Genomic DNA, 22,410 nt, shown 5'->3' with positions numbered 1-22,410 from the left:
GGCTGCTGGAACGCGCATCGAAGGAGAGCCATGACGGATCAGCACACCGACCAGCCATCCCCGGGGAGTGCAGCCGCGGGTTCCTCAGCCGGCCTGCGATGGGGCATCCTCGGCCCCGCGGGCGTCGCGAAGAGCTTCACCGCCGACCTCCGCCGACACGGATTCGACGTCAGGGCCGTCGCCTCGCGGTCCGCCGAGACCTCGGCCGCGTTCGCCGCCGAGTTCGACATCCCGAACGTCCACGTCGGGTACGAGGCCCTCGTCGCCGATCCCGAAGTGGACGTCGTCTACATCGCGACCCCGCACCCGTTCCACGCCGAGCAGGCGGTCCTCGCCCTCGACGCCGGGAAGCACGTCCTCATCGAGAAGCCCTTCACCCTCAACGCGGCCGAGGCGCAGGCGGTCGTCGCGCTCGCCGCAGAGCGCGGCCTCGTCGTCCTCGAGGCGATGTGGACCCGGTTCCTCCCGCACATGATCCGCCTCCGCGAGTTGCTCGCGGACGGTGTGATCGGTCAGCCGCGCAGCCTCGTCGCCGATCACACACAGCTGCTCTCCGACGACCCGCAGCACCGGATGAACAACCTCGAACTGGGCGGCGGTGCCCTGCTCGACCTCGGCGTGTACCCCGTCTCCTTCGCCTCGGCGGTCTTCGGCACCCCGACGTCGATCCAGGCGACCGCCGCCTTGCGCGACACGGGCGCCGACATGCAGGTCGCGACGCTCTTCGGCTACGCGGACGGTCAAGTGGCGAACACCCTCTCCGCGAGCAACACCGTCGGCCCGAACCGCGCCGCCATCGTCGGCACCGAGGGATGGATCGAGTTCGATCGGGTCTGGTACACGGCGACCACGTTCCGGGTGTTCGACACGAGCGGGGAGGTCGTCGAGACCTACCGCTCCGAGGTCGAGGGTCGCGGCATGCACTTCCAGGCCTGGGAGCTCGAACGGCTCGTCTCGGAGGGTCGTCTCTCCGGTGAGATCATGCCGCTGGCCGAGACGGTCGCGATCATGGAGACGCTCGACGAGGTCAGGCGTCAGATCGGCGTCCGCTACCCGGACGAATGACGCGGGGGACCGGCGACCGAGGGTCGAGTCCACCGCGCTGTGCCCGCGCTCCCTGGTGGAGTTCGATGGCATCGCTGTAGTGGCCGATGAGCGCGCTGCTGACGCTCTTCCAACTGCGCGGGAGGACGCCGGCTCGGGCCGCAGCTCCGAACGCCGCACGCTTCACCTCGTCGCCGACGAGGTCCTGCACGAAGCCGCGCAGCTGTTCGAGCCTGCCGGGTTCGTACAGCCACCCGGTCCGGCTGGAGTCGACGAGGTCCACGGGACCACCGCGCCCGGTCGCGACCACGGGCACGCCTGACGCCATCGCCTCCTGGATCGTCTGGCAGAACGTCTCCGACTCCCCGGGGTGGACGAAGACGTCGAGTCCCGCCATCGCGACCGCGAGCTCCTCGCCGCCGAGGAACCCGGTGAAGACCGCGTCGGGGAGCCGCTGTTCGAGTGCGGCGCGGAGCGGTCCCTCGCCGACGACGACGAGTTTCACGCCAGGGAGGCCGCCGAGGACCGCCAGGTCGGCGACCTGCTTCTCCGCGGCGAGACGCCCGACGTATCCGACGATCCGCTCACCGTTCGGCGCGATGGACCGACGCCAGGCCTCGCTGCGCCGCTCCGGTGAGAACCGGGCCGCGTCGACACCGCGGACCCAGAGGCGGACGCGGGTGATCGCGTGCGCCTCCAGCTGCGCGATCGACTGTCGCGACGGTGCGAGGGTGATCGTCGCCTTGCCGTGGAGGCGTTCGACGTGCTGCCAGAGCAGCGACTCCGCCACCGGGAACCCGTAGCGTCCGGCGTACGCGGGGATGTCGGTCTGGTAGACCGCGACGGTCGGGACGCCGAGTCGCTCGGCCGCCTGCACCCCGCGCCACCCCAGCACGAACGGGGAGGCCAGGTGGACGACGTCCGGCCGGAAGCCGCGCAGCAGCTCGGTGATACGGCCGACACCACCCGCGGCCACCCGCACGTTGCGGTACCGGGGGAGCGGGATCGACGGCACGCCGTCGACCCGGAACCCCTCGTGGTGGCTCGGCGTCGAGGCGCCGGCACCCGGGGCGATGACGAGCACCTCGTCACCGCGGTCCGCGAAATGCTCCATGATGCGGAGCAGGGAGTGGGTGACGCCGTTCATCTGCGGCAGGAACGACTCGGTCACGATTGCGATCCTCACACCCACGATGCTCCGCGCCGGACGGGTCCCGGAGGTGCCCGAGAGGAGACGCGTCGGTGACCATCGGGTGACATCGCGGTGCCGCACGATGAAGCGCAGCCTGCTTTACTTATCGCATGACTGCAGGCGGATTCGGACACGGCGGCGGGATCGCGTCGGAGCGCATCGAGTCCTTCCCCTACACCCCGGCCCGGCGGTTGCGGCCGAACGCCAAGGTCCTGCCGGAGCACGCCCGCGGCCACAACCGCGCGCTCGTCCTCCAGACGCTCTTCGCGAGCGGCGCCATGAGCCGTGCCGACATCGCGCGTGCCACCGGCCTCACCCGGGTGAGCATCTCCGATCTCGTCGCCTCGCTCATCGCCGACAACCTCATCGTCGAGGTCGGCTTGCGGGAGACCGCACGCCCGGGTAAACCCGCCACCCTCATCGACATCAACCGCGCCGAGTTCCAGATCGTCGGCCTCGACCTCTCCGACACCGAGCTGTTCCGCGGTGCCGTCCTCACGCTCGACGGCGACATCGTGACGATGCTGCAGGTGCCGCTCGACGGGGCGACGGGGGAGGCCGCGATCGCGAAGGCGGTGGCGCTCGCCGCCGACCTCGTCGACGAGGCGACGGTGGAGGTGCTCGGACTCGGCGTCGGTTCGCCGGGTGTCGTGGACATGACCGGCACGGTGCGCAGCGCCCCGAACCTCGGTTGGACGGACGTCGACCTCCAGGGCGCGATCGAACAGGTCGCCCAGGTCCCGGTGCTCGTCGCGAACGACGCCAACGCGGCGGTGCTCGCGGAGTACAGCTTCGGCGGGGCGGATGGCGACCTCATGCTCGTGAGCGTCGGCAACGGTGTCGGCGCCGGGTTGCTCGTCGGCGGCCACCCGCTGTTCGGCAGTCGGTTCGCGGCCGGCGAGATCGGCCACGTGGTCGTCGGTACCGATGGTGGCCCCCTCTGCGCCTGCGGGAAGCGCGGGTGCCTCGAGGCCTGGTTGGCCGTCCCGCACCTCCGGCAACTGCTCGACGAGGTCGACGGGAGTGGCCTGCCGATCGCGGAGGTCGAACGTCGCCGCGACGAGATCCTCCGGGCGGCCGGGGAACGCCTCGGCATCTCGCTCGCCGCCATCGTCGGTGCCCTGAACCTCTCGGAGATCGTCGTGAGCGGTCCGGAGGAGCTGCTCGGCGGCGTGCTGTTGGACGCGGCGATCGAGACCGTCCGGGCGCGGACCATGACCGAGTTCCACGGCGGTGTCCGCATCCGGATGAGCGAGCAGGGCTCGGACATCGTCCTGCGCGGGACCGCGGTGATGGTGCTCTCCGGCCTCCTCGGCGTCTCCTGACGGACGCCGGCCGCGCGCGTCGCACAATTCCTGGACGGACTCGACGAAAAACCGCACTGCTTCCCGGCGTTTCGCCTACCTGGCACGTATGGTGCAAGGGTGTGGCGGCTAGAGAAGAGACGGGATGACGGCGACGTGACGTCCGGAGTCGAACGGGAAGCAGCGGAGTCGCAACTCCGCGAGGGTCCCGTCGCGGCATCGGCGGGCGTGGTCGACACGGCGCTGAACGCGTGGCGTCAGCAGCTCAGCACGGTCGGCGGACCCTCGCCCCTGCTGCACTTCGTCGATGCTCCGACGACCCGGGTCGAACTGAGTTCCACCCACCCCGGCGGCCTGCCGCAGTTCATCTCGGGGAAGTCGACGCTGTTGTCGAACCTCATCCGCGACGAGATCGCCCTCCGCGGAGCGAAGCGTGCCGCCGACCGCATCACCACGAAGGGCATCGAGCTTGCGACCGTCCGCGGCATCGACGCCGTGCACCTCGCCGTCGGGCTGGCCCAGTGGACGCACCAGGGTGAGGACTTCAGCGCCCCGGTCCTCCTGCGGCCGCTCGCCATCCGTCGATACGGCCGCGACTTCGAGGTCAAACTCCGCGGCACCACGACGGCGAACCCTGAGCTCGTCCGTGCGCTCCGTGAGCAGTTCGGCATCGTCCTCGACCCGGACGAGTTCGTCGCCCTGAGCGAGTCCGGTGGCGTCTTCAAGCCGCAGCCCGTGATCGACCGCCTCCGCTCGCTCGCCGCAGGGCTCGAATGGTTCACGGTCCAGCCCCGGTTGCTCGTCTCGTCCTTCGCCGCGGTCGGGCACTCGCTGCTGGACGACGCCGCGAAGCTCGACCACCCGATCCTCGACGCCGTCGCCGGCGACGAGGGCGCCGTCGGTCTCGTTCGCAGCAGCTTCACCCCGGTGGACGCGCCCGGACAGGACGACCGCCCGCCGTCGACCGACACCCTGCTGCTCGACGCCGACGTGGAGCAGGAGAATGTCATCGCGCAGATCGGCGCCGGCAACTCGCTCGTCGTCACCACGCTCCCGGGCACCGGCGGCACCCAGACGATCGTGAACGCCATCGGCGTGCTCGCGTCCCAGCACAAGCGCGTCCTCGTGGTGAGCCCTCGCCGCTCCACCCTCGAGGGCATCCGCCACCGGCTGACGAAGGTCGGACTTCCCGGCCTGTGCGCGTCGCCGTCGACCCTCCGCCGCGACCTGATCCAGGCGATCACGCGGAACGAGCGCGCGATCCCGCCGCAGGTGGGGGAGGTCGACGACGCCCTCGTGCGGTTGCGTCGGGTCCTCATCGACTACCGCACCTCGCTGCAGGCGAAGGACCCGGACCTCCGGGTCTCCGTCATCGACGCCCTCGAGGCGCTCTCCAAGCTCTCCAAGCTGCCGAACCCGCCCGGAACCCTCGTCCGCCTCGACCGCCAGACGCTCGTGGGGCTCGCCGCCGGTCGTTCTCGCGCGGCCGAGGCGCTCGAAGGCGCAGCCGCCCTCGGTGAGTTCCGATACGGTCCTGGCGACTCGCCGTGGTACGGCGCCTCGTTCGACACGACCGCCGAGGCGCAGGAGACCCACGAGCTCGCCAAGCGTCTGCACCGCAAGGATCTGCCGCAGCTGCTCGAGCGCGCCTACGGACTCATCGGCCAGACGCAGATGCGTCCCTTCGAGTCGATCGACGAACTCGGCATCTACCTCCGACTCCTCGCCGACATCCGCGAGACGCTCGACCGCTTCCAGCCCGACGTCTTCGACCGTTCGCTCGCCGACCTCATCGTCGCGACGAGCCCACGGAAGGACTCGACGGCCATGTCCTCGGCCAGCCGTCGTCGTCTCAAGGCGCTCGCCAAGGAGTACCTGCGACCCGGCGCGCACGTGCCGGACATGAACGCCGCGCTCCGCAGGATCCAGCAGCAGCGCACCCTCTGGCAGCGCTACGTGACGACCGGCGCGCCCCCGGAGGTGCCGCTCGGCATCGCGGACGTCGAGCAGACGTACACCATGGTCGCGGGGAAGCTCGAGCTCGTCGACCAGCCGCTCGGCATCGCCGACACCCCGGACCGCCTCGGACGCCTCGCCATCCCGAGCCTCGTCCGGACGATCTCCGAGCTCGCCGCCGAATCCGAGGTGCTGCACAACCTCCAGGAGCGCACCGCGATCCTCGCGGGTCTGCGTGAGCAGGGGCTCGGCGAACTCATCATCGACCTGTCCCAGCGGCACGTGCCGCGGACGCGCCTGGCCGACGAGCTCGAACTCGCCTGGTGGCAGTCCTTGCTCGAACTCGTCCTCACGGAGGACCGCGGTCTGCTCGGTGCGAACACGAGTGTCGTCGAGCGCCTCGAGTCCGACTTCCGACTCGTGGACGAAGCGCACGCCTCCGCCTCCGGTCAGCTGCTCGCCTCGCTGCTCGCCGACACCTGGAAGATCGGCCTCGTCGACCACGCGACCGAGGGCATGGCCCTCCGGTCGCTCCTGAAGCGCGACCGACCGCTCCGAGCCGCCGAGCTCGAGCAGGCGGCTCCCACGCTCTCACGCGTCCTCGCGCCGGTCTGGCTCGTCTCGCCGTACGAGGTGCCGCGGATCCCGGAGAGCGCGTCCTTCGACGCCGTCTTCCTCGTCGACGCCGGGGCCACCCTGCTCGCCGAGAACGTGGACGCCATCCGCCGCGCTCGTCAGGTCGTCGCGTTCGGCGACCCGGTCACGCAGAGCCCGTCCCCGTTCGAGATCCGCCTGACGGATCAGGAGGCGACGTCGGAGCCGCACGCCGACCTCGCCGAGTTGCACCGCGAGTCCGCGCTCGAGCAGCTGAGCTCCGTCCTCCCGACCCTCATGCTGACGCGGTCCTACCGCGCCGGCGGCGAGGACCTCGCCGAGCTCGTCAACGAGCGCTTCTACGGCGGCCAGATCGACTCCCTCCCGTGGGCGGGCTCGTTCCTGGGGCACGGCAGCCTGAGCCTCGACTACGTGCCCGGTGGACTCGGCATGCCCGACCCCGTCACCGGGGCCGTCGAGAGCGTCGACGTCGAGGTCGAACGGGTCGTCGAACTCGTCCTCGAGCACGCGTCGAACCGTCCGCGCGAGTCGCTCATGGTGGTCACGGCGAGCGACAAGCACGCGGTGCGCGTCCAGCAGGCCGTCCTCGCCGCCTTCGCGCGTCGTGCCGACCTCTCCGACTTCCTTCTCCGCGAGCGCGCGGAACCGTTCACCGTCCTGACGCTCGAGCAGTCCGTGGCCGAGAGCCGCGATCGGGTCATCTTCTCGATCGGATACGGACTGACGCCGCACGGTCGCGTCCTGTCGGACTTCGGTGCGCTGGGCCAGCCCGGTGGCGACCGGTTGCTCGCGGTCGGGATGACGCGCGCCCGACGGTCCATGGTGATCGTCTCCTGCGTGCGTCCTGAGGACCTCGATCAGAACCGGATCCAGCACGGCATCCTCGCGCTCGCCCGCATCCTCACGGACACGTCCCGCCGTGCCTCCGAGGACCAGGCGACGCACGAGGCCGAGCCGATGCTCGTCGACCTCGCCACGCGTCTTGAGACGCTCGGGATGCGGGTCGACATGGGTTACCGCGGCAAGCTCGCCCTCGTCGCCTCATGGGGTGGCCGGGCCGTCGTCGTCGAGTGCGACGAGGAACTCGGTGACGCGAGCCTTCGTGAGTCGTTGCGGCTCCGCCCCGACGTCCTCCGCCGTCTCGGTTGGCACTACGTCCGCGTGCACAGTTTCGACCTGTTCGCCGACGCGGAGGCGGTCGCCCAGCGCGTCGCCGGCGTGCTCGGGCTCACGACGACCGAACACCTCGACACCGCGCCGATCGCCGTGCAGGTCCCACGCCACTGATGATCGGACGCTGATCATGCAGGACGATCAGGAGCCGCGAATCGTCCGCCCGCGAGGGTCGAGGCGGGCGATCCGTCCCGGCGCTCCCGGGACGGATCCGGCGCCACAGCTCCCGGCCGGCCCGGTGAAGGCCACCGAGGACACCGACGAGGCCTGGGGCGGTCCGGCGAAACCCGCCGGCGGCGGTGGCAACGACGCCGAGTTGCAACGCAACGTCCCGCCCCACTGGTGAGTGGGACGGGACGTCGACAGGACTGCCAGGCTGCAGGCTAGCGGCCGTCGGTCGTGTCGTCGCGTGCGGGCGGCAGGGGTGCGCTCGTGCCGGTCTTCAGGACGTCGCGGATCTCGGTGAGCAGGGACAACTCGCTCGGAGCCGCCGCTTCGTCCGCGATCGTCGGCTTGGTCGTGACGCGCTTGAAGTGGTTCATCGGCAGCACGATGACGAAGTAGACGACGGCTGCGATGAGCACGAACTGGATCGCGGCACCGAGGAAGGCGCCGAACTGCAAGTCGGCCGTCTGCCCGTCGAGCGTCGGGATCTTGACGACGAAGGCGTCCTTCAGGCTCTCGGCCTTGAAGAGTGCGCCGAGCAGCGGGTTGAAGATGTTCTCGACGAGCGAGTTGACGATCGCGGTGAACGCGGCCCCGATCACGACGGCCACGGCCAGGTCGATCACGTTGCCTCGGAGGATGAACTCCTTGAAACCTTTGAGCATGGGGGTCTCCCTGATGATCGGGGATGGAACGGACCCTCGCTACGCTACCGGCTCAGGACGAGCTGCTCCCAGTCGACGCGGGAGCCGGGCTCGACGACGAGGACGCACCGGAGGAGCCCTTGGCGTCGGACGAGGAGGACTTCGACGAGCTCTCCGAGCTGCCCGAGGACGCGGGGATGGAACTCGACCCCTTGCCGGCACCGGCGCGGGAGTCCGTGCGGTAGAAGCCGGACCCGTTGAAGGTCACGCCGACCGCGCTGAAGAGCTTCCGCAGCTTGCCGGAGCAGGCCGGGCACTCGGTGAGCGAGTCGTCGGTGAACGCCTGCTGGATGTCGAAGGCATTGCCGCACTCGGTGCAGCGGTACGCGTAGGTGGGCACGGGGTCTCCTGGGATGTGGCGGGTCGGCGCGCTCAGCGGCGCGGTCGGACCTGGTCGAAGTCGATGATGCGGCTCGGGGTGACCGCGCCGCCGACGGGCTCGTCGTGGATCTCGCTCGGGACCTCGTCGAGGATCTCGGTGTCGTAGAGGACCGCGTAGACGGGTGGGCAGCGCTCCATCGAACCGAGCGTCTTGTCGAAGTAGCCGCGACCCCAGCCCATCCGCATGCCACTGCCGTCGACGGCCGCCGCCGGCACGAGGATCAGATCGACGTCGTTGATGGCGATGGGACCGAGCGTGGTGCCGACGACCTCAGGCGTGCCGGCGAAGCCGACCGTCTCGATGCCGTCCTCGCCGATCGTCCAGTCGAGGAGTCCGTCGGTGCGGGTGACGGGGAAGAGGATGCGGATGCCGGCCTCCTGGGCCCACTGGAGGAACGGACGCGTGTCCGGTTCGCTCGGTGAGGCGAGGTAGCAGGCCAGGGAGGTCGCTCCGAGTCGGGAGACGAGGGCTCTGAGGTTGTCGGTCAGCCCGGTCGTCGACCGCTCCTTCTCGAGCGAGGTGAGCAGCTCACGCCGCTCGCGGAGCTCGGCGCGGAGCGCTCGTTTCTCGTGCTCTGCGGGGCTCGTCATGGGTCCCATTCTAAACGGCTCGGCGTCGGCGTCGGCTCGTTGCGCGGCGACCTACCCGACAACTGCCGCCTCGTCCAGGGGTTGAGGGGATTTCACCCCCGTTCGAGGCCCTCTTCGGCGACTTCACCGGCTCCACACGATAGGTTTTCCCCTATGACCACTCGAGTTACCAAAGCAGTCATCCCCGCAGCAGGTCTCGGCACCCGGTTCCTCCCGGCCACGAAGGCGCTGCCCAAGGAGATGCTCCCCGTCGTCGACAAGCCGGCCATCCAGTACGTCGTCGAGGAGGCTGTCAGTGCCGGCCTGGCCGACGTCCTCATGATCATCGGCCGGAACAAGAACGCGCTCGCCAACCACTTCGACCGTGTGACGGAGCTCGAGCTCAACCTCGCGAAGAAGGGCGACACCCAGCGCCTCGAGAAGGTCAACGAGTCGAACGAGCTCGCCGACATCCACTTCCTGCGCCAGGGCGACCCGAAGGGCCTCGGCCACGCCGTCCTCCGCGCCAAGCGCCACGTCGGCAACGAGCCCTTCGCCGTGCTCCTGGGTGACGACCTGATCGACGCCCGCGACGTCCTGCTGGAGCGCATGCTCGACGAGCAGGACAAGCGGAACGCGACGATCATCGCCCTCATGGAGGTCGACCCCGACTCCATCCACCTCTACGGTGCGGCAGCCGTCGAGGCGACCGACGACGCCGACGTCGTGCGGGTCACGGGCCTCGTCGAGAAGCCCGCGAAGGAGGACGCCCCGTCCAACCTCGCGATCATTGGCCGCTACGTGCTGAAGCCCGAGGTGTTCGAGATCCTCGAGCGCACCGAGCCGGGCAAGGGTGGCGAGATCCAGCTGACCGACGCGCTGCAGGAGATGGCCGCCGACGTCGAGGGCACCGGCGGTGTCTACGGGGTCATCTTCCGAGGCCGTCGCTACGACACGGGTGACCGCCTCGACTACATCAAGGCGATCGTGCAGCTCGCGGTCGACCGCGAAGACCTCGGTCCCGAGCTGCGGCCGTGGCTCAAGGACTTCGCCGGAGACCTCGACTGAGGACGGCCGACGACGCACGACGCGCCCCGGGCCCGCGAAAGCGGGCGTCGGGGCGCGGCTGCGTCGGTGACCCGGGGAGTGCTCCGCTAGGCTCGCCACAGGACGCGAGAGGGGTGGCAAGGTGGTGCAGGTCGTACCCGTTTTGAGGAGCGGACGAGTCAGCATCCGGCCCATCAAGGTCCGCGATGCGAGGCCCCTCGAGCGCGAGCTCGCGGAGAACCGCGCCTGGCTGCGCCGGTGGGAGGCCACCAGCCCCTACGGCCCCGTTCCGGCCGACAGTCGTGCGGCGATCCGGTCGCTGCAGAACCACGCCCGTTCCGGTGCCGGTCTCCCGTTCGTCATCGAGGTCGACGGCGAATTCGCCGGCCAGCTCAACGTCTCCGGCATCACCTACGGCTCCCTGGCGTCCGCATCGATCGGGTACTGGGTCTCGCAGCGCTTCGCGGGCCTCGGTGCCACGCCGATCGCCACGGCCCTGGCGACGGACCACTGCTTCACCGCCCTGCAGCTCCACCGCCTGGAGATCTGCATCCGCCCGGAGAACGCGCCGAGCCTGCGCGTGGTCGAGAAGCTCGGCTTCCGCTACGAGGGACTCCGGCGTCGGTTCATCCACATCGACGGCGACTGGCGCGACCACTTCTGCTTCGCGCTCGTGCGCGAGGAGGTCCCCGGTGGGGTCCTGAACCGGTGGTTGGACGGACAGGTCCCGAAGGACGCCTGCGTGATCCCCGAGACGGACCGCATCGCCGCTTCGGCACCCTTCCCCGGGCGTTGACCCCGCGGGCCGGCACGGCGGTCGGTTTGGAGATCCATCCGCGGACACACCCCGCCGGTGATCGGTCTGCGGGCGTCCACCCGCTACGGTCATGAACATGGACGGCGGATTCCTGAGCGGTGGGGTGATCATTCTGGTCGCGGCGATGCTGTGGCTGGTGTACCTGGTGCCCTCATGGGTGCGCGACAGTCAGTTCTCCGCCAGTGAGCGGAACGCGATCCGACTCCAGCAGACGCTCCGCGTGCTCGCGGAGACCGCCGAGGTGCCGGAGGCCGTCCGTCTCGAGGCCACCTCGCGCGAGGTCGCAGCCCAGCGGAAGCTGCTGAAGCAGCTGGAAGCCAGGACGAAGGCGACGGCGGAAGCCGCGGCGCGCGTCGAACTCGCCGAAGCCGATCGCATCCGGCGCGAGGAGGAGGCGAAGGCCGTGCAGGCCGAGGCCGCGGCTCGTGCCGCAGAGGACGCTCGTCGTGCCGCCGCCGCTGCTGCTCGTGCCGTCCAGCGCAACGCGCGGGCCGCGAAACTCGCGAGGAGCCGACGACGCTCGAGGCTGCTCGCCACCACCGTGCTCGTCGCGTCGATCATCGGCTTCTGCTCCGGTGTCACCACCTTCCTGGCCGGCGGCGGGCTCGTCCTCGGTGTCTCGTCAACCGTCGTCGGGCTGCTCGCCCTGTCCGCCCTCTCGCGCATGTCGCGCATCGCCCACCGTGCCGTCGCGCCGGTCCCCGCGGTCGCCGTGACGACCAGGCGGGTCGAGTCGGCGCTCTTCGAGTACAACGAGCCCGTCAAGGCGGCCTCCCAGGCGCAGACGTGGACCCCGACGGCCATCCCCAAGCCGCTGCACCTCTCCGAGGGCTCGTCCGCTGCAGCCGAGCTGGCGAAGGCCGACGCGTACGACCGGCTCCGCCAGGCCGCCATGCAGGAGGCCATCGCCTCGCGCGCCGAGCGACTCGCTCCGGCCATGCCGACGATCGTCCGTCGCCCGGAGCCGGTGGCCGCTCCGCAGCCCGAGCGGGTCGAACCACAGCCGGCTCCGAGCCGGTTCGCCGCCATGGGCGTCGTCGACGAGGGCGAGATCGCCGCCGGCGGCTCCACGCTCCTGCAGCGTCGCCGCGCCGCCGGCTGACCGACGGCCCTCCGCTCCAGTCGTTCATGAAGCGGTCACCCGCTCCGGATAGACTCGTGGAGGGGGTTCGTCGATCCAGTCTCGTCGGCGCCCTGGAACGCGAAAGGTGACCGATGGGCGTGTGGCGCAAAGGCCGGCGGAAGCCGATGAAGCCCTACGTCGCGCCTCCCGAGGTCGCTCCGCCGCCGGTCGAGCACGCGGTCGAGGAAGGCCTGCTGATCGCCCGCTCATGGACGGTGGTCGAGGTCACGAACTGGATCATCGAGCGAGCCCTCCGCGATGGTGCCTCCTACGACGCTGAGGCCACGCAGGCCGCCGTCCGCCGCGAGCTCGGGCGTATGGCGGACGAGCAGGAGGAGTACGCCGATCTGGCGCGGGAGGCCCGCCAGACGGCGTTCCAGCGTCGGGGGAGCGCTCGCCACCAGCACGACTACCGCGCAGGGGATCTCAGCGCGCTGTCGCGTCGTCGCGAGGTGTACTCGGGGCTCGCCGCGGAACTGCGGCGCGTGAGCCAGGACGAGGCCTTCGTCGCGGCGATCGCGGAGTCCGCTCGCGAGCGCGCCTGGGGCGATCTGGAGCGCGCCATCCAGGCGAAACTCGACCGGGTGCTCGACGAACCGGTCGTGGACGAACACTACCGACGTGCCAGGAGTCAGCGCCTCCGGTGGTTCCGCGACCTCGACCTCGCGGCGCTCATCGCGGCGAATCCACAGGACGGCGGGATGCCGGTCGACGACGGCCCGAACCCCTACGAGGAGTAGTTCCGCCGGTTCGAAACGGGTCGCGCGGTCTGCTAGCCTGGACGAGTAGTTGGGCCCATGGCGCAGTCCGGTAGCGCACCTCGTTCGCATCGAGGGGGTCAGGGGTTCGAATCCCCTTGGGTCCACCAACACGACGACAGCCCCGCACCTCACGGTGTGGGGCTGTCGTGTTGGAGGGCCTGTCACGTTCGAGGGGCTGCCGTGTTCCCAGGGCCGTGCGCGTGCCCCCGCGTGTCGGCTCCGCGCCGCGTCCTGTACGGTCAGGGGCACGGCGCCGCCTCGGCTCCCGTGAACGGGACGAGCAGTCATGCCAGCAGGATCCGAACCGACCGTGCAGCACGACAGCGTCCTCGGGGTGGTCGGCACCTCGCTGAAACCCGACGAACGGCGCGTCCCGATCCACCCGGCGCACTTCGAACGCATCCCGGAGGAGTTCCGGTCCCGCATCGTCGTCGAGCATGGGTATGGCACCCGATTCGGCGTCTCCGGCGAGGAGATCGCACCGTACGTCCGCTCGTTCGCGACGCGCGCCGAGGTCATCGCGCAGGCCGACGTCGTCCTCCTCCCGAAGCCGCAGCTCGAGGACGTCCAGCAACTCCGCGACGGGCAGACGCTGTGGGGCTGGCCGCACTGCGTCCAGGACACCCCGCTCACCCAGCTCGCGATCGACAAACGGCTCACCCTCATCGCCTTCGAGGCGATGAACCACTGGGCCGCCGACGGCAGCTTCGGGCTGCACGTCTTCCACAAGAACAACGAACTCGCGGGCTACAGCTCGGTGATCCACGCCCTGGAGCTCTGCGGCTCCACCGGCAGCTACGGTCGTCGCCTGACTGCCGTCGTCATCGGCTTCGGCGCGACCGCCCGAGGCGCGGTGACCGCGCTCAACGCCCACGGCATCCACGATGTGAGGGTGCTCACCAACCGTCGGGTGGCGGCGGTGGCGTCACCCATCCACTCCGCCCGCATGATCCAGTTCGACCACGATGACGGCCCCTACCTCAGCGAGGTGATCACCGACGAGGGGCGCGTCCCGCTCGCTCCGTTCCTCGCGGAGAGCGACATCGTCGTGAACTGCACCCTGCAGGACCCGAACGCCCCGCTGCTGTACCTGCGAGAGGACGACCTGGGTGCCTTCCGCCCCGGCAGCCTCATCGTGGACGTCTCCTGCGACGAGGGGATGGCCTTCGAGTGGGCGCGGACGACCGGCTTCGACGACCCGATGTTCACCGTCGGGCGGGGCGAGATCAACTACTACGCCGTCGACCACAGTCCCTCGCTTCTCTGGAACTCGTCCAGCTGGGAGAACAGCGAGGCCCTCCTGCCGTTCCTGCCCGTCGTGCTCGCCGGGCCGGCGGCGTGGGCCGACAACCTGACCGTCGACCGCGCCGTCGAGATCCAGGACGGTGTCCTCCGCAACGAGGCCATCGCCGAGTTCCAGCATCGGACGATGGAGTACCCGCACCCGATCATCTCGGCCTGAGAGGTTCGTGGCAGGCCGCACAAGCGGTCGATCCCGGCGGACGAGCGCCCCTACGCTTGACGCTTGCGCGCTGCAGGAGCAGGGCGCGACCAAGGACTGCAGGACCAGCTCGAGGAGGCACGGATGTTCGTTTGGGAGAGCTGGTGGGGTGTCGCCGCAGCGGCGGGGATCGCCACCGTCGCAGCACTCGTCGTGCTCGCCGTCGTCTCGGTGTCGTTCCGCTTGGCGGCAAGACGGCGCGACTGGCCGGCCGCGCTCGCGGGGAGCGCACGGCACCCGTTCCGCGCGCTCGTGATCCTCGTGGCGGTGTGGCTGGCGGTGGCGGCGACGCTGCCCGACGAGAACGTCCGCGGGCTCATCGATCAGGGCTTCCGGATCGCCGTGATCGCCGCTGCCACCTGGTTGGTCGCCGCGCTCCTCGCCTTCGTCATCGGGCTCGGACAGGCGCGGTACCGCATCGACGTCCCGAACAACAAGGTCGCCCGACGCATGCAGACGCAGCTCGCGCTCGTCCGGCGGCTCGCGATCGCGGTCGTCGTCATCGTCGGCGTCGCCTCGATCCTGCTGACGTTCCCCGGCGTGCAGGGCGTCGGAGCGAGTGTGCTCGCCTCGGCCGGTGTCGTCAGCATCGTCGCCGGCCTCGCCGCGCAGTCCGTCCTGGGCAACGTCTTCGCGGGGATCCAGCTCGCCTTCAGCGACGCCATCCGCGTCGACGACGTCGTGATCGTCGAGGGGGAGTGGGGGCGGATCGAGGAGATCACGCTCACCTACGTCGTCGTCGGCATCTGGGACGACCGGCGGATGGTGCTGCCCTCCACCTACTTCACGTCGACGCCGTTCCAGAACTGGACCCGCAACACCAGCGAGCTGCTCGGTTCGGTGGAGTTCGACCTCGACTGGTGGGTGAGTCCCGCCGTCATGCGCACCGAGCTGGAGCGCATCCTCGACCGCACCGACCTCTGGGACGGCCGGGCCCAGGTGCTGCAGGTCACCGACGCCGTCGGCGGGTACGTGCGAATCCGCATCCTCGTCACGGCGGTGGACGCACCGACACTCTTCGACCTGCGCTGCCTCGTGCGCGAGCAGATGGTGGAGTGGATCCTCGCGCAGAACCCGTCGGCGATCCCGCGCAACCGCGTGCAGATGGTGGAGCAGGAACCGCGCCCGGTCCCGAAGCGCGGCGGTCCGGTGACGGAACCGGTCGGGCTGTTCAGCGGCAGCGTGGAGGCCGAGCAGCGCGCGAGCCTCTTCACCTCCTCGATCACGCTGCCCGAGGCGGACGAGCAGGGCGGACGCTGATCGCGGACCGGCCGCGTCGGTCTGCACCGAATCGTTGTCGTTCCGGCGATCTTGTATGCGCTTCCGCTCGCTACCATCGAGGGAACCTCGCCGGGCGACCTGCCGGCGGGCCGTCGGTGCCCCTGCCGACCTGGACGGACGACGCCTGATCGCACGACGGTGTCTGCAGGCGAAGGAGACCCCGCGTGAACCACGACATCCGCTTCCTCACCGAGGAGGACACGGCCGTCCCGGGTGAGCGGCCGGAGCAGCGACTCGAACGACGGTCCGCCTCCGTGCTGAAGCACCGGCTGCTCGACCAGGAGCGCAAGCAGTTCGAGGACTCGCTCGCCTGGGCGAAGACGGACGGCGCACTCGAACGTGCGGCTGCACTCATCGTGTCGGCCCGCCGACGGTTCCTCATCGGGGCGTCGAAGTCGTTCACCTACGCGTCCCTGCTCGCCGCCGACCTGAGTTACGGTCTGGCGAACGTCACCCTCATCGACGGCACCATCGTCCGTCCCCTCGACGTCCTCAGCGACGTCCGATCGAGCGATGTGATGATCGCCGTGTCGTTGCGGCGGTACCGCAAGTACACGATCGCCTCCGCCGTCCCCTTCGCGCAGGCGGGCGGCAGCCTCGTCCTCATCACCGACGCCCCGGACTCCCCGCTGACCCCCTACGCGGACGAGACGATCGTGGTCGGGCGAGCCGACGACGGTCACCCGAGCTCCTCGATCGGGATCGCGCTCACCCTGCATCTCCTCGCGACGCTCACGACGGCCAGCGCCAAGGGCGCCGGCCGACGTGCGGTGGAGCGGGAGCGGTTGGCTGAGACCCTCGGGGTCTACGTGGACGAGGAGGGCTGAACCGCGGCCACGGTCAGTTCCCGGGGCGCTTGCCGTCCCGGACGATCGACAGCGGTTCGGTGATGTCCTCGAGCGATTTCCGGGCCGCGTCGACGCCGAAGATGAGGGCGATGAGACCGCCGAGGATCATCACCCCGGCTCCGATGAAGTAGCCGACCGTCAGCGGGCCCCGGTCCGTGCCGTCGCCGATGAGGATCCCGTACAGCAGTGGCGCGACCGAGCCGGCGATCTGACCGATCGCGAAGAAGTACCCGATGACCTGGCTGCGGAGTTCGAGCGGGAAGATCTCGCTCACCGTGAGGTAGGCGCTGGACGCTCCTGCCGAGGCGAAGAAGAACGACACGCACCAGAAGATCGTCTGCGTCGTCGCATCGAGGACGCCGGCGTTGAAGAGGACGGCCGAGACGGCGAGCACCACGCCCGAGACCCCGTACGTCAGGAAGATCATCTGGCGACGACCCCAGGTGTCGAAGAGTCGTCCGAGGAGGAGCGGTCCGAGCAGGTTCCCGATGGCGAACGGGAAGAAGTAGTACTGGGTCGACGACGGGCTCGTGCCGTAGAAGTTCTGGAGGACGAGCGCGTAGGTGAAGAAGATCGCGTTGTACAGGAACGACTGCGTGATCATCATCGCGAGCCCGACGAAGGTGCGCTTGGGGTAGGTCCGGAAGAGCACGCCGAAGATCGTGCGGATCGGGATGTGCCCCTGTGCCTGCACCGTGAGCGCCTTCGAGTCGTCGACGGGGTCGATCGTGCCGCCCTGCTTGCGGACCGTGTCCTCGATGTCGTCGACCGTGGCCTCCGCCTCCTGCTCCCGGCCATGCGTCATGAGCCAGCGCGGGCTCTCGGGGATGTGCCGCCGGAGGAAGATGATCATGAGGCCGAGGACCGGGCCGATGAAGAAGCCGATCCGCCAGCCGACGTCCTCGGCGAAGTAGTCGGTGTTCAACAGGAACAGGTTCGCGGCCGATCCGAGTGCGGCACCGCCCCAGTACGTGCCGTTGATGGCGATGTCGACGTGGCCTCGGTACTTCGACGGGATGAGTTCGTCGATGGCCGAGTTGATCGCGGCGTACTCACCGCCGATGCCCATCCCGGCGAAGAAACGGAAGATCGCGAGGAACCAGAACGTCGGCGACAGGCCGGCAATCCCGCTCGCGACCAGGTAGATCGCGAGCGTGAGGATGAAGAGCTTCTTCCGCCCGAGTCGGTCCGCCATCCGCCCGAAGACGAGGGCGCCGGTGACCTGGCCGAGCAGGTAGATCGTCCCGAGCAGCCCGACCTCGGCAGCCGAGAGCCCCAGGGACTTCTGGAAGCCGGCCGAGGCGACGATCTGGATCTCGAGTCCGTCGAGCACCCAGGAGAACCCGAGACCGACGACGATCATCCAATGGAACCTGGTCCAGGGCAATCGGTCCATCCTGGCGGGGACGAGACTCTTGACTGGACCCGGCTGCCCGGAGGTCGACGTGCTCGACATGGAACGACTCCTTCCACGGCCGTCCCCTCGACGGTCGATCCGGGAGATGACGCTACTCCCGAGGCGCGGATCCGACGCAGCGGATCTCGCCCCCTTGACTTCATCTGAACGGAGGAGCACAGTACGCCCGGCACCCCGGCCGATGGTGATCGTCGTCGCGGAATGGTCGTACGCTCGAACGGCGAGTGGACCGCGGACGGCGGTGCGCCGCCGCCGAGGAGGAGACGAGATGCACCTGGTGGAGGACGGCACGGAGACGGGTATCGCCCGCGTGTTCGAGGACCGGATCGCCGGCGGCGTCGCTCCCGGATCGTACGTCGCGGTGTTCGATCGCGATCGGATCCGCTTCTCGCACGGCTTCGGCGAGAGCACCCGAGGTGGCGACGTGCCCGACGAGGACACGCTCTTCCGCATCGCGTCCTGCACGAAGAGTTTCACCGCTGCCGTCCTCCTCATCCTCCGCGACACCGGTCGGCTCGACCTCGACACCCCGGTGGACGAGTTCGTCCCGGAGTTCGCCCCGGCCACGCCCGGTGGGACGGCCGTCCGGCCGACGGTCCGGATGCTGCTCACGATGTCGGGTGGGCTCGGGACGGACGATCCGTGGGCCGACCGCCAGGAGTCGATCACCCCTGCGGAGTTCCGTCGGCTGCTGGTGCGCGGCGTGCGGTGCGTCACCGTGCCGGGGACGGCGTTCGCCTACTCGAACCTCGGCTACGCGCTCCTCGGTCAGGTGATCGAGCGGGTGACGGGCGGGCGGTTCGTGGACGCGGTGACGTCACTCCTGCTGGAACCGCTCGGGCTCGGCGCCGTGTTCGAGCGACCCGACCGCGAGCACCCGGAGGACGGCGGAGCGGTCACGGCGATCGGTCACCGCGTCCGACGGGACCGAGCCGTCGACGCGGACGACCGGTTCGTCGAGGTCCCGTTCTCGGGGCCTGGGGTCTTCTCCGCGATCGGCGGGCTCTTCGCTTCGGCGACCACCCTGATCGGCTGGGTCCGTTGGCTCGACGCCGCCTGGACGGGCGACGAGACCGGTCCGCTGTCGAGCGCGAGTCGCCGCGAGATGCAGCAGCTGCACCGCCTCGCCCCGCCGCGCCCCTCGCTCGACGGCCTCCCGCCGCGCCTTGCGCTCGGCTACGGCTTCGGGCTCTTCGTGGAGGAGGACGCCACGCTCGGGCCGCTCGTGTCGCACTCCGGTGGATACCCGGGCTACAGTGCGCACATGCGCTGGCACCCGGCCTCGGGCTTCGGGGTCGTCGCGTTCGAGAACGCCGGATACGCGGCCGTGGCGAAGCCCGCCGAACAGGTGCTCCGGTTGGCGATCGCCGAAGCGCAGGCATCCGACGAACTCGCCGAACCCGCGATCCGTCCGTGGCCGGAGACCCTGGTGGCGTCGATGACCGCGACCGGGCTGCTGTCGCACTGGGACGACCGGGTCGCCGCGTCGTTGTTCGCCGAGAACGTCGCGCTCGACGTCCCGCTGGACGAACGCCGCACCGCGGCCGAGGCGGCTGTCGCGGCGGTCGGCGGTATCGCCGAGGTGGCGTCCGGCCGGGCCACGCCCGTCTGCAACTCGCCGGACCATCTCGTCTGGTTCGTCGAGGGAGAGCAGGGGAGGCTCCGACTGGAGGTCCGCATGACCCCGGTGGTGCCGCTGCGGGTCCAGACCTTCACCGTGACGGTCGATCACGAAGGACCGGAGACGACGGACGCCGACGACTGAGGATCAGTCGCCGGCGTCCGGATGGTCGGGTCAGCCGATCGAGTCGTCGTCGCCGTTCCCGTTGCGGTTGGTCGGTGAGATCTCCTCGGTGGACTCGACGTACTCGTACGCGGTCGTCGTGGGGCCGTCGTGGTCGCCGGTGTTCGTCGCCTCGCCGGCGGGGCGGTAGATGAGCTGGCCTTCGCCGTAGGGGAGGACGAGTTCGCCGTCCTGGCCGTCTTCGAGCGGGATGATCTCGCTGTCGAGCGGACCACCGATGAGTTTCGCAAGCGTCTGTGACATGTCGTCAGCCTAACGCCGACCGCTGTCAGAGTGCTGCGATGGTCCAGGACACCCGGTGTGGTGTATTGGGGGCCAGCACGACGAGGTCCGTGCCGGTCGAGAAGGCGTCGGGCGGGCAGGTCATCGGCTCGACGGCGAGACCCAGCCGGTCGAGCTCCGGCACAGGCTGGTCGGCCGTGTGGACCTGCACCCACGGCAGCCCGTCGCCCCAGTGCATGGTGACGCCGGTGCCGGCAGGCGAGGTCACCCGGACCACGACCTGACCGGCGTCGGCGTCCGTCGCGAGGTCCGTGAACGCGTGGTCGATGAAGGTGTCGCCGATGCTGCGCGGCGTCCGGAAGTCGAAGTGCCGGGTGTCGGCGCCGTCCACGTCCTCCACGGCGACGGGGCTCAGGCGGTCGGGGGTGACCGTCAGCACCTTCGATGCCGGGAGCTCCAGGGTCCAGTCGTCGACCCGGCCCTCGCCGGCGACGAGGTAGGGGTGCGGTCCCGTGCCGTACGGGGCGTCGGTGTCGCCCAGGTTCACCGCTTCGACCTCGGTGCGCAGCCCGTCGTCGTCGAGCGTGTACGTCGCGGCCACCTGCACACGGAAGGGGTAGCCGTCCTGCGCCTCGATGACGACGCGGAACGTCGCGGACGCGGTCGACGAGGCCACGAGCTCCCAATCGGACCAGGCGGCGAGGCCGTGGAGCGCGTGCCCGCGCGAGGGCTCCGTCAGGGCGAGTTGGTACTCGACCCCCGCGAAGGTGTACCGGCCGTCGACCACACGGTTCGGCCACGGGGCGAGCATCGCACCCCGGAAGGCCGGACGGACCTCGTCGGCGTCGAACGGGACCACCAGGTCGCGTCCCTCGTGCCGCAGGAACCGCAGGGAGGCGCCGACCGACGCGATCGACGCGGTGTACGCCCCATGGGTGAGGTCGACACGTCGTCCCGAGATCGGTCGGCGGTCGACGGTGGCGGACGGGGACGCGGCGGGGGTGGATTCGATCACGGCCCCATTCTGTCGTATGGCGGCTGCTCCGAGCGCGTCGTCCGGCGGCTCAGTCGAGGGAGCGCCCGCGCCGGTCGGAGAGGAACAGAGCGGCCACCGCGGCGACGACGAAGAACGCCGCGAACACCGAGAAGAGCAGCGCGTGGCCGGCGACCAGCAGGACCGGGACCGACAAGGGGGCGATGATCGACGCGATGCGTCCGATCCCGGCCGCCCACCCGGCGCCGGTCGCGCGCAGCAGGGTCGGATACAGTTCCGGCGTCGTCGCGTACAGCGCGCCCCAGGCACCCAGGTTGCAGAAGGAGAGACACATGCCGAACGCGATGATCATCGGCTCGGTCGTCGCCGTGCCGAAGAGGACCGCGGACACGGCCGAACCGGCGAGGAAGGTGGCGAGGGTCTGCTTCCGACCCCATGCCTCGATGAGCCAGGCCGACACCGCGTAACCGGGGAGCTGGGCCAGCGTGATGATGAGCGTGAAGCCGAAGGATCGGACGAGCGAGAAGCCCGAGTCGACGAGGATCGTCGGGATCCAGATGAACGCTCCGTAGTAGGAGAAGTTCACGCAGAACCACACGATCCAGAGCGATGCGGTGTCTCGGCGGTGCTCCCGCACCCAGAGGCCGCGCAGCCGCTGCCCCGCGGAGAGGCCGGCGCTCGCGGCGGTGTCGCCCCCGGTGCCGCCGGGAACCTCGACGTGGTCGACACCGGCGGAGGCCTCGAACTCGCGGACGACGACTTCCGCCTCGCGGTGGCGGCCGCGCGATTCGAGGAAGCGCACCGACTCCGGCAGGCGCGTCCTCACGATGGCGGCGTAGACCGCGGGGAGCGCGCCGATGGCGAGCGCCCACCGCCAGCCGTCGTCGCTCGTCGGCACGACGAGGTAGCCGATGAGCGCGGCGGCGATCCACCCGACGGCCCAGAACGCCTCGAGGAAGACGATGATCCGACCGCGGATCCGTGGCGGGGCGAACTCGCTCATGAGGGTCGAGGCGACGGGGAGTTCCGCGCCGAGCCCGAGGCCGACGACGAAGCGCAGCACGATCAGGACCCCGAGCCCCCACGCCAGCGCCGAGGCGCCCGTCGCGATGCCGAAGACTAGCAGCGTGATGGCGAAGACGTGGCGGCGGCCGACGCGGTCGGCGAGGAGCCCGCCGAGGGTCGCTCCGATGGCCATCCCGAGGAACCCGGCCGAGGCGATCCAGGACAGCTCGGTCTTCCCGAGCTGCCATTGGACGGCGAGCTGGGCGAGGACGAAGGAGACGAGTCCGACGTCCATGGCGTCGAGCGCCCATCCGACACCGGAACCGACGAGGAGTCGTCCGTGCGCCTTCGTGAACGGGAGCGCATCGAGGCGCTCGCTGCGGCTGCGAGGGGTGGTGGGCGCGGTGGACACGTCACCATTCTGGTGCAGGATGCACCCACCGGGGCCGCTCTGTCGCAGATAGGCTGACGGCAACGAACTGCAGG

Annotated in this window: 20 protein-coding genes and 1 tRNA gene; 13 read left to right on the top strand and 8 right to left on the bottom strand. The window is 70.1% G+C overall.

The window, feature by feature from the left end; genetic code table 11:
• Window positions 1–30 precede the first annotated feature (30 nt).
• The gene (locus ASE44_RS07195) at window positions 31–1,065 is read left to right on the top strand and encodes a Gfo/Idh/MocA family protein (RefSeq protein ID WP_056778541.1); all 1,035 of its coding nucleotides are present in this window, start codon (window positions 31–33) and stop codon (window positions 1,063–1,065) included.
• On the opposite strand, the gene ASE44_RS07190 is transcribed toward ASE44_RS07195, so the two are convergent.
• On the bottom strand, window positions 1,028–2,230 hold the full coding sequence (locus ASE44_RS07190; protein WP_082455882.1) for a glycosyltransferase family 1 protein: 1,203 nt from the start codon (window positions 2,228–2,230) through the stop codon (window positions 1,028–1,030). The two genes, ASE44_RS07195 and ASE44_RS07190, sit on opposite strands and share 38 nt — an antisense overlap.
• A 116-nt stretch (window positions 2,231–2,346) precedes the next feature.
• Here ASE44_RS07190 and ASE44_RS07185 point away from each other — a divergent pair, with 116 nt between their 5' ends.
• From ASE44_RS07185 to ASE44_RS07175, 3 genes are all read left to right on the top strand, one after another.
• Window positions 2,347–3,561, top strand: a complete 1,215-nt coding sequence (locus ASE44_RS07185) for an ROK family transcriptional regulator (protein ID WP_082455881.1) — start codon at window positions 2,347–2,349, stop codon at window positions 3,559–3,561.
• Window positions 3,562–3,696: 135 nt separating this feature from the next.
• Window positions 3,697–7,398, top strand: a complete 3,702-nt coding sequence (locus ASE44_RS07180; protein WP_235522565.1) for an AAA family ATPase — start codon at window positions 3,697–3,699, stop codon at window positions 7,396–7,398.
• Window positions 7,399–7,414: 16 nt separating this feature from the next.
• Window positions 7,415–7,630 carry a hypothetical protein gene (locus tag ASE44_RS07175; RefSeq protein ID WP_056007672.1) on the top strand — a complete coding sequence of 72 codons (216 nt, stop codon included), beginning with the start codon at window positions 7,415–7,417 and terminating at the stop codon, window positions 7,628–7,630.
• Window positions 7,631–7,667: 37 nt separating this feature from the next.
• Here ASE44_RS07175 and mscL read toward each other — a convergent pair whose 3' ends face one another.
• The 3 genes from mscL to ASE44_RS07160 are packed head-to-tail and all read right to left on the bottom strand — an operon-like array spanning window position 7,668 to window position 9,125.
• On the bottom strand, window positions 7,668–8,114 hold the full coding sequence (gene mscL / locus ASE44_RS07170) for a large conductance mechanosensitive channel protein MscL (protein ID WP_056778539.1): 447 nt from the start codon (window positions 8,112–8,114) through the stop codon (window positions 7,668–7,670).
• Window positions 8,115–8,166: 52 nt separating this feature from the next.
• Complete coding sequence (locus tag ASE44_RS07165) at window positions 8,167–8,493, bottom strand: FmdB family zinc ribbon protein (RefSeq protein WP_056007667.1); 327 nt, start codon at window positions 8,491–8,493, stop codon at window positions 8,167–8,169.
• 32 nt (window positions 8,494–8,525) lie between these two features.
• Window positions 8,526–9,125, bottom strand: a complete 600-nt coding sequence (locus ASE44_RS07160; RefSeq protein ID WP_056780934.1) for a 5-formyltetrahydrofolate cyclo-ligase — start codon at window positions 9,123–9,125, stop codon at window positions 8,526–8,528.
• A 153-nt stretch (window positions 9,126–9,278) separates the two neighbouring features.
• On the opposite strand from ASE44_RS07160, the gene galU reads away from it, so the two are divergent.
• The 8 genes from galU (at window position 9,279) to ASE44_RS07120 (ending at window position 16,461) form a co-directional block, all read left to right on the top strand.
• On the top strand, window positions 9,279–10,172 hold the full coding sequence (galU, locus tag ASE44_RS07155) for a UTP--glucose-1-phosphate uridylyltransferase GalU (RefSeq protein WP_056007664.1): 894 nt from the start codon (window positions 9,279–9,281) through the stop codon (window positions 10,170–10,172).
• 142 nt (window positions 10,173–10,314) lie between these two features.
• On the top strand, window positions 10,315–10,947 hold the full coding sequence (locus ASE44_RS07150; protein ID WP_056011413.1) for a GNAT family N-acetyltransferase: 633 nt from the start codon (window positions 10,315–10,317) through the stop codon (window positions 10,945–10,947).
• Between the two features lie 97 nt (window positions 10,948–11,044).
• A complete protein-coding gene (locus ASE44_RS07145; RefSeq protein WP_056778536.1) occupies window positions 11,045–12,070 on the top strand; it encodes a hypothetical protein in 1,026 nt (341 codons plus the stop codon).
• A 146-nt stretch (window positions 12,071–12,216) separates the two neighbouring features.
• A complete protein-coding gene (locus ASE44_RS07140; protein WP_056778534.1) occupies window positions 12,217–12,831 on the top strand; it encodes a hypothetical protein in 615 nt (204 codons plus the stop codon).
• Between the two features lie 51 nt (window positions 12,832–12,882).
• Window positions 12,883–12,959: transfer RNA gene (locus tag ASE44_RS07135), tRNA-Ala, on the top strand.
• Window positions 12,960–13,138: 179 nt separating this feature from the next.
• Entirely contained in the window at window positions 13,139–14,314 is a 1,176-nt protein-coding gene (locus ASE44_RS07130; RefSeq protein ID WP_056007655.1) for a N(5)-(carboxyethyl)ornithine synthase, read from the top strand.
• A gap of 123 nt (window positions 14,315–14,437) precedes the next feature.
• Complete coding sequence (locus ASE44_RS07125) at window positions 14,438–15,613, top strand: mechanosensitive ion channel family protein (RefSeq protein ID WP_056007653.1); 1,176 nt, start codon at window positions 14,438–14,440, stop codon at window positions 15,611–15,613.
• 185 nt (window positions 15,614–15,798) lie between these two features.
• The gene (locus ASE44_RS07120; RefSeq protein ID WP_200921026.1) at window positions 15,799–16,461 is read left to right on the top strand and encodes a MurR/RpiR family transcriptional regulator; all 663 of its coding nucleotides are present in this window, start codon (window positions 15,799–15,801) and stop codon (window positions 16,459–16,461) included.
• Window positions 16,462–16,474: 13 nt separating this feature from the next.
• On the opposite strand, the gene ASE44_RS07115 is transcribed toward ASE44_RS07120, so the two are convergent.
• Window positions 16,475–17,938: an MFS transporter gene (locus tag ASE44_RS07115; RefSeq protein WP_056007650.1), complete on the bottom strand. Its 1,464-nt coding sequence runs from the start codon at window positions 17,936–17,938 to the stop codon at window positions 16,475–16,477.
• 229 nt (window positions 17,939–18,167) lie between these two features.
• On the opposite strand from ASE44_RS07115, the gene ASE44_RS07110 reads away from it, so the two are divergent.
• Window positions 18,168–19,664, top strand: a complete 1,497-nt coding sequence (locus tag ASE44_RS07110) for a serine hydrolase (RefSeq protein WP_162235740.1) — start codon at window positions 18,168–18,170, stop codon at window positions 19,662–19,664.
• Between the two features lie 30 nt (window positions 19,665–19,694).
• Here the strand turns inward: ASE44_RS07110 and ASE44_RS07105 are convergent, their stop codons facing one another.
• Genes ASE44_RS07105 through ASE44_RS07095 form a run of 3 tightly spaced genes read right to left on the bottom strand, consistent with a single transcriptional unit; the run spans window position 19,695 to window position 22,336 of the window.
• Complete coding sequence (locus tag ASE44_RS07105; RefSeq protein WP_056778523.1) at window positions 19,695–19,946, bottom strand: hypothetical protein; 252 nt, start codon at window positions 19,944–19,946, stop codon at window positions 19,695–19,697.
• A 25-nt stretch (window positions 19,947–19,971) separates the two neighbouring features.
• Entirely contained in the window at window positions 19,972–20,940 is a 969-nt protein-coding gene (locus ASE44_RS07100) for an aldose 1-epimerase family protein (protein WP_056007641.1), read from the bottom strand.
• A 49-nt stretch (window positions 20,941–20,989) separates the two neighbouring features.
• The gene (locus ASE44_RS07095; RefSeq protein ID WP_235522564.1) at window positions 20,990–22,336 is read right to left on the bottom strand and encodes an MFS transporter; all 1,347 of its coding nucleotides are present in this window, start codon (window positions 22,334–22,336) and stop codon (window positions 20,990–20,992) included.
• Window positions 22,337–22,410: the final 74 nt, after the last annotated feature.

The organism is Plantibacter sp. Leaf1, from assembly GCF_001421315.1.
In the GTDB taxonomy this organism is placed as follows: Bacteria; Actinomycetota; Actinomycetes; order Actinomycetales; family Microbacteriaceae; genus Plantibacter.
The sequence above is the reverse complement of the archived record's forward strand: the minus strand, read 5'-3'. Positions and strand labels throughout refer to the sequence as shown.

Coding starts and splice junctions, on each gene's coding strand:
- ASE44_RS07195 (WP_056778541.1), top strand. CDS start 31: ATGACGGATCAGCACACCGACCAGCCATCCCCGGGGAGTGCAGCCGCG.
- ASE44_RS07185 (WP_082455881.1), top strand. CDS start 2,347: ATGACTGCAGGCGGATTCGGACACGGCGGCGGGATCGCGTCGGAGCGC.
- ASE44_RS07175 (WP_056007672.1), top strand. CDS start 7,415: ATGCAGGACGATCAGGAGCCGCGAATCGTCCGCCCGCGAGGGTCGAGG.
- mscL (WP_056778539.1), bottom strand. CDS start 8,114: ATGCTCAAAGGTTTCAAGGAGTTCATCCTCCGAGGCAACGTGATCGAC.
- ASE44_RS07160 (WP_056780934.1), bottom strand. CDS start 9,125: ATGACGAGCCCCGCAGAGCACGAGAAACGAGCGCTCCGCGCCGAGCTC.
- galU (WP_056007664.1), top strand. CDS start 9,279: ATGACCACTCGAGTTACCAAAGCAGTCATCCCCGCAGCAGGTCTCGGC.
- ASE44_RS07145 (WP_056778536.1), top strand. CDS start 11,045: ATGGACGGCGGATTCCTGAGCGGTGGGGTGATCATTCTGGTCGCGGCG.
- ASE44_RS07140 (WP_056778534.1), top strand. CDS start 12,217: ATGAAGCCCTACGTCGCGCCTCCCGAGGTCGCTCCGCCGCCGGTCGAG.
- ASE44_RS07130 (WP_056007655.1), top strand. CDS start 13,139: ATGCCAGCAGGATCCGAACCGACCGTGCAGCACGACAGCGTCCTCGGG.
- ASE44_RS07125 (WP_056007653.1), top strand. CDS start 14,438: ATGTTCGTTTGGGAGAGCTGGTGGGGTGTCGCCGCAGCGGCGGGGATC.
- ASE44_RS07115 (WP_056007650.1), bottom strand. CDS start 17,938: ATGTCGAGCACGTCGACCTCCGGGCAGCCGGGTCCAGTCAAGAGTCTC.
- ASE44_RS07110 (WP_162235740.1), top strand. CDS start 18,168: ATGCACCTGGTGGAGGACGGCACGGAGACGGGTATCGCCCGCGTGTTC.
- ASE44_RS07105 (WP_056778523.1), bottom strand. CDS start 19,946: ATGTCACAGACGCTTGCGAAACTCATCGGTGGTCCGCTCGACAGCGAG.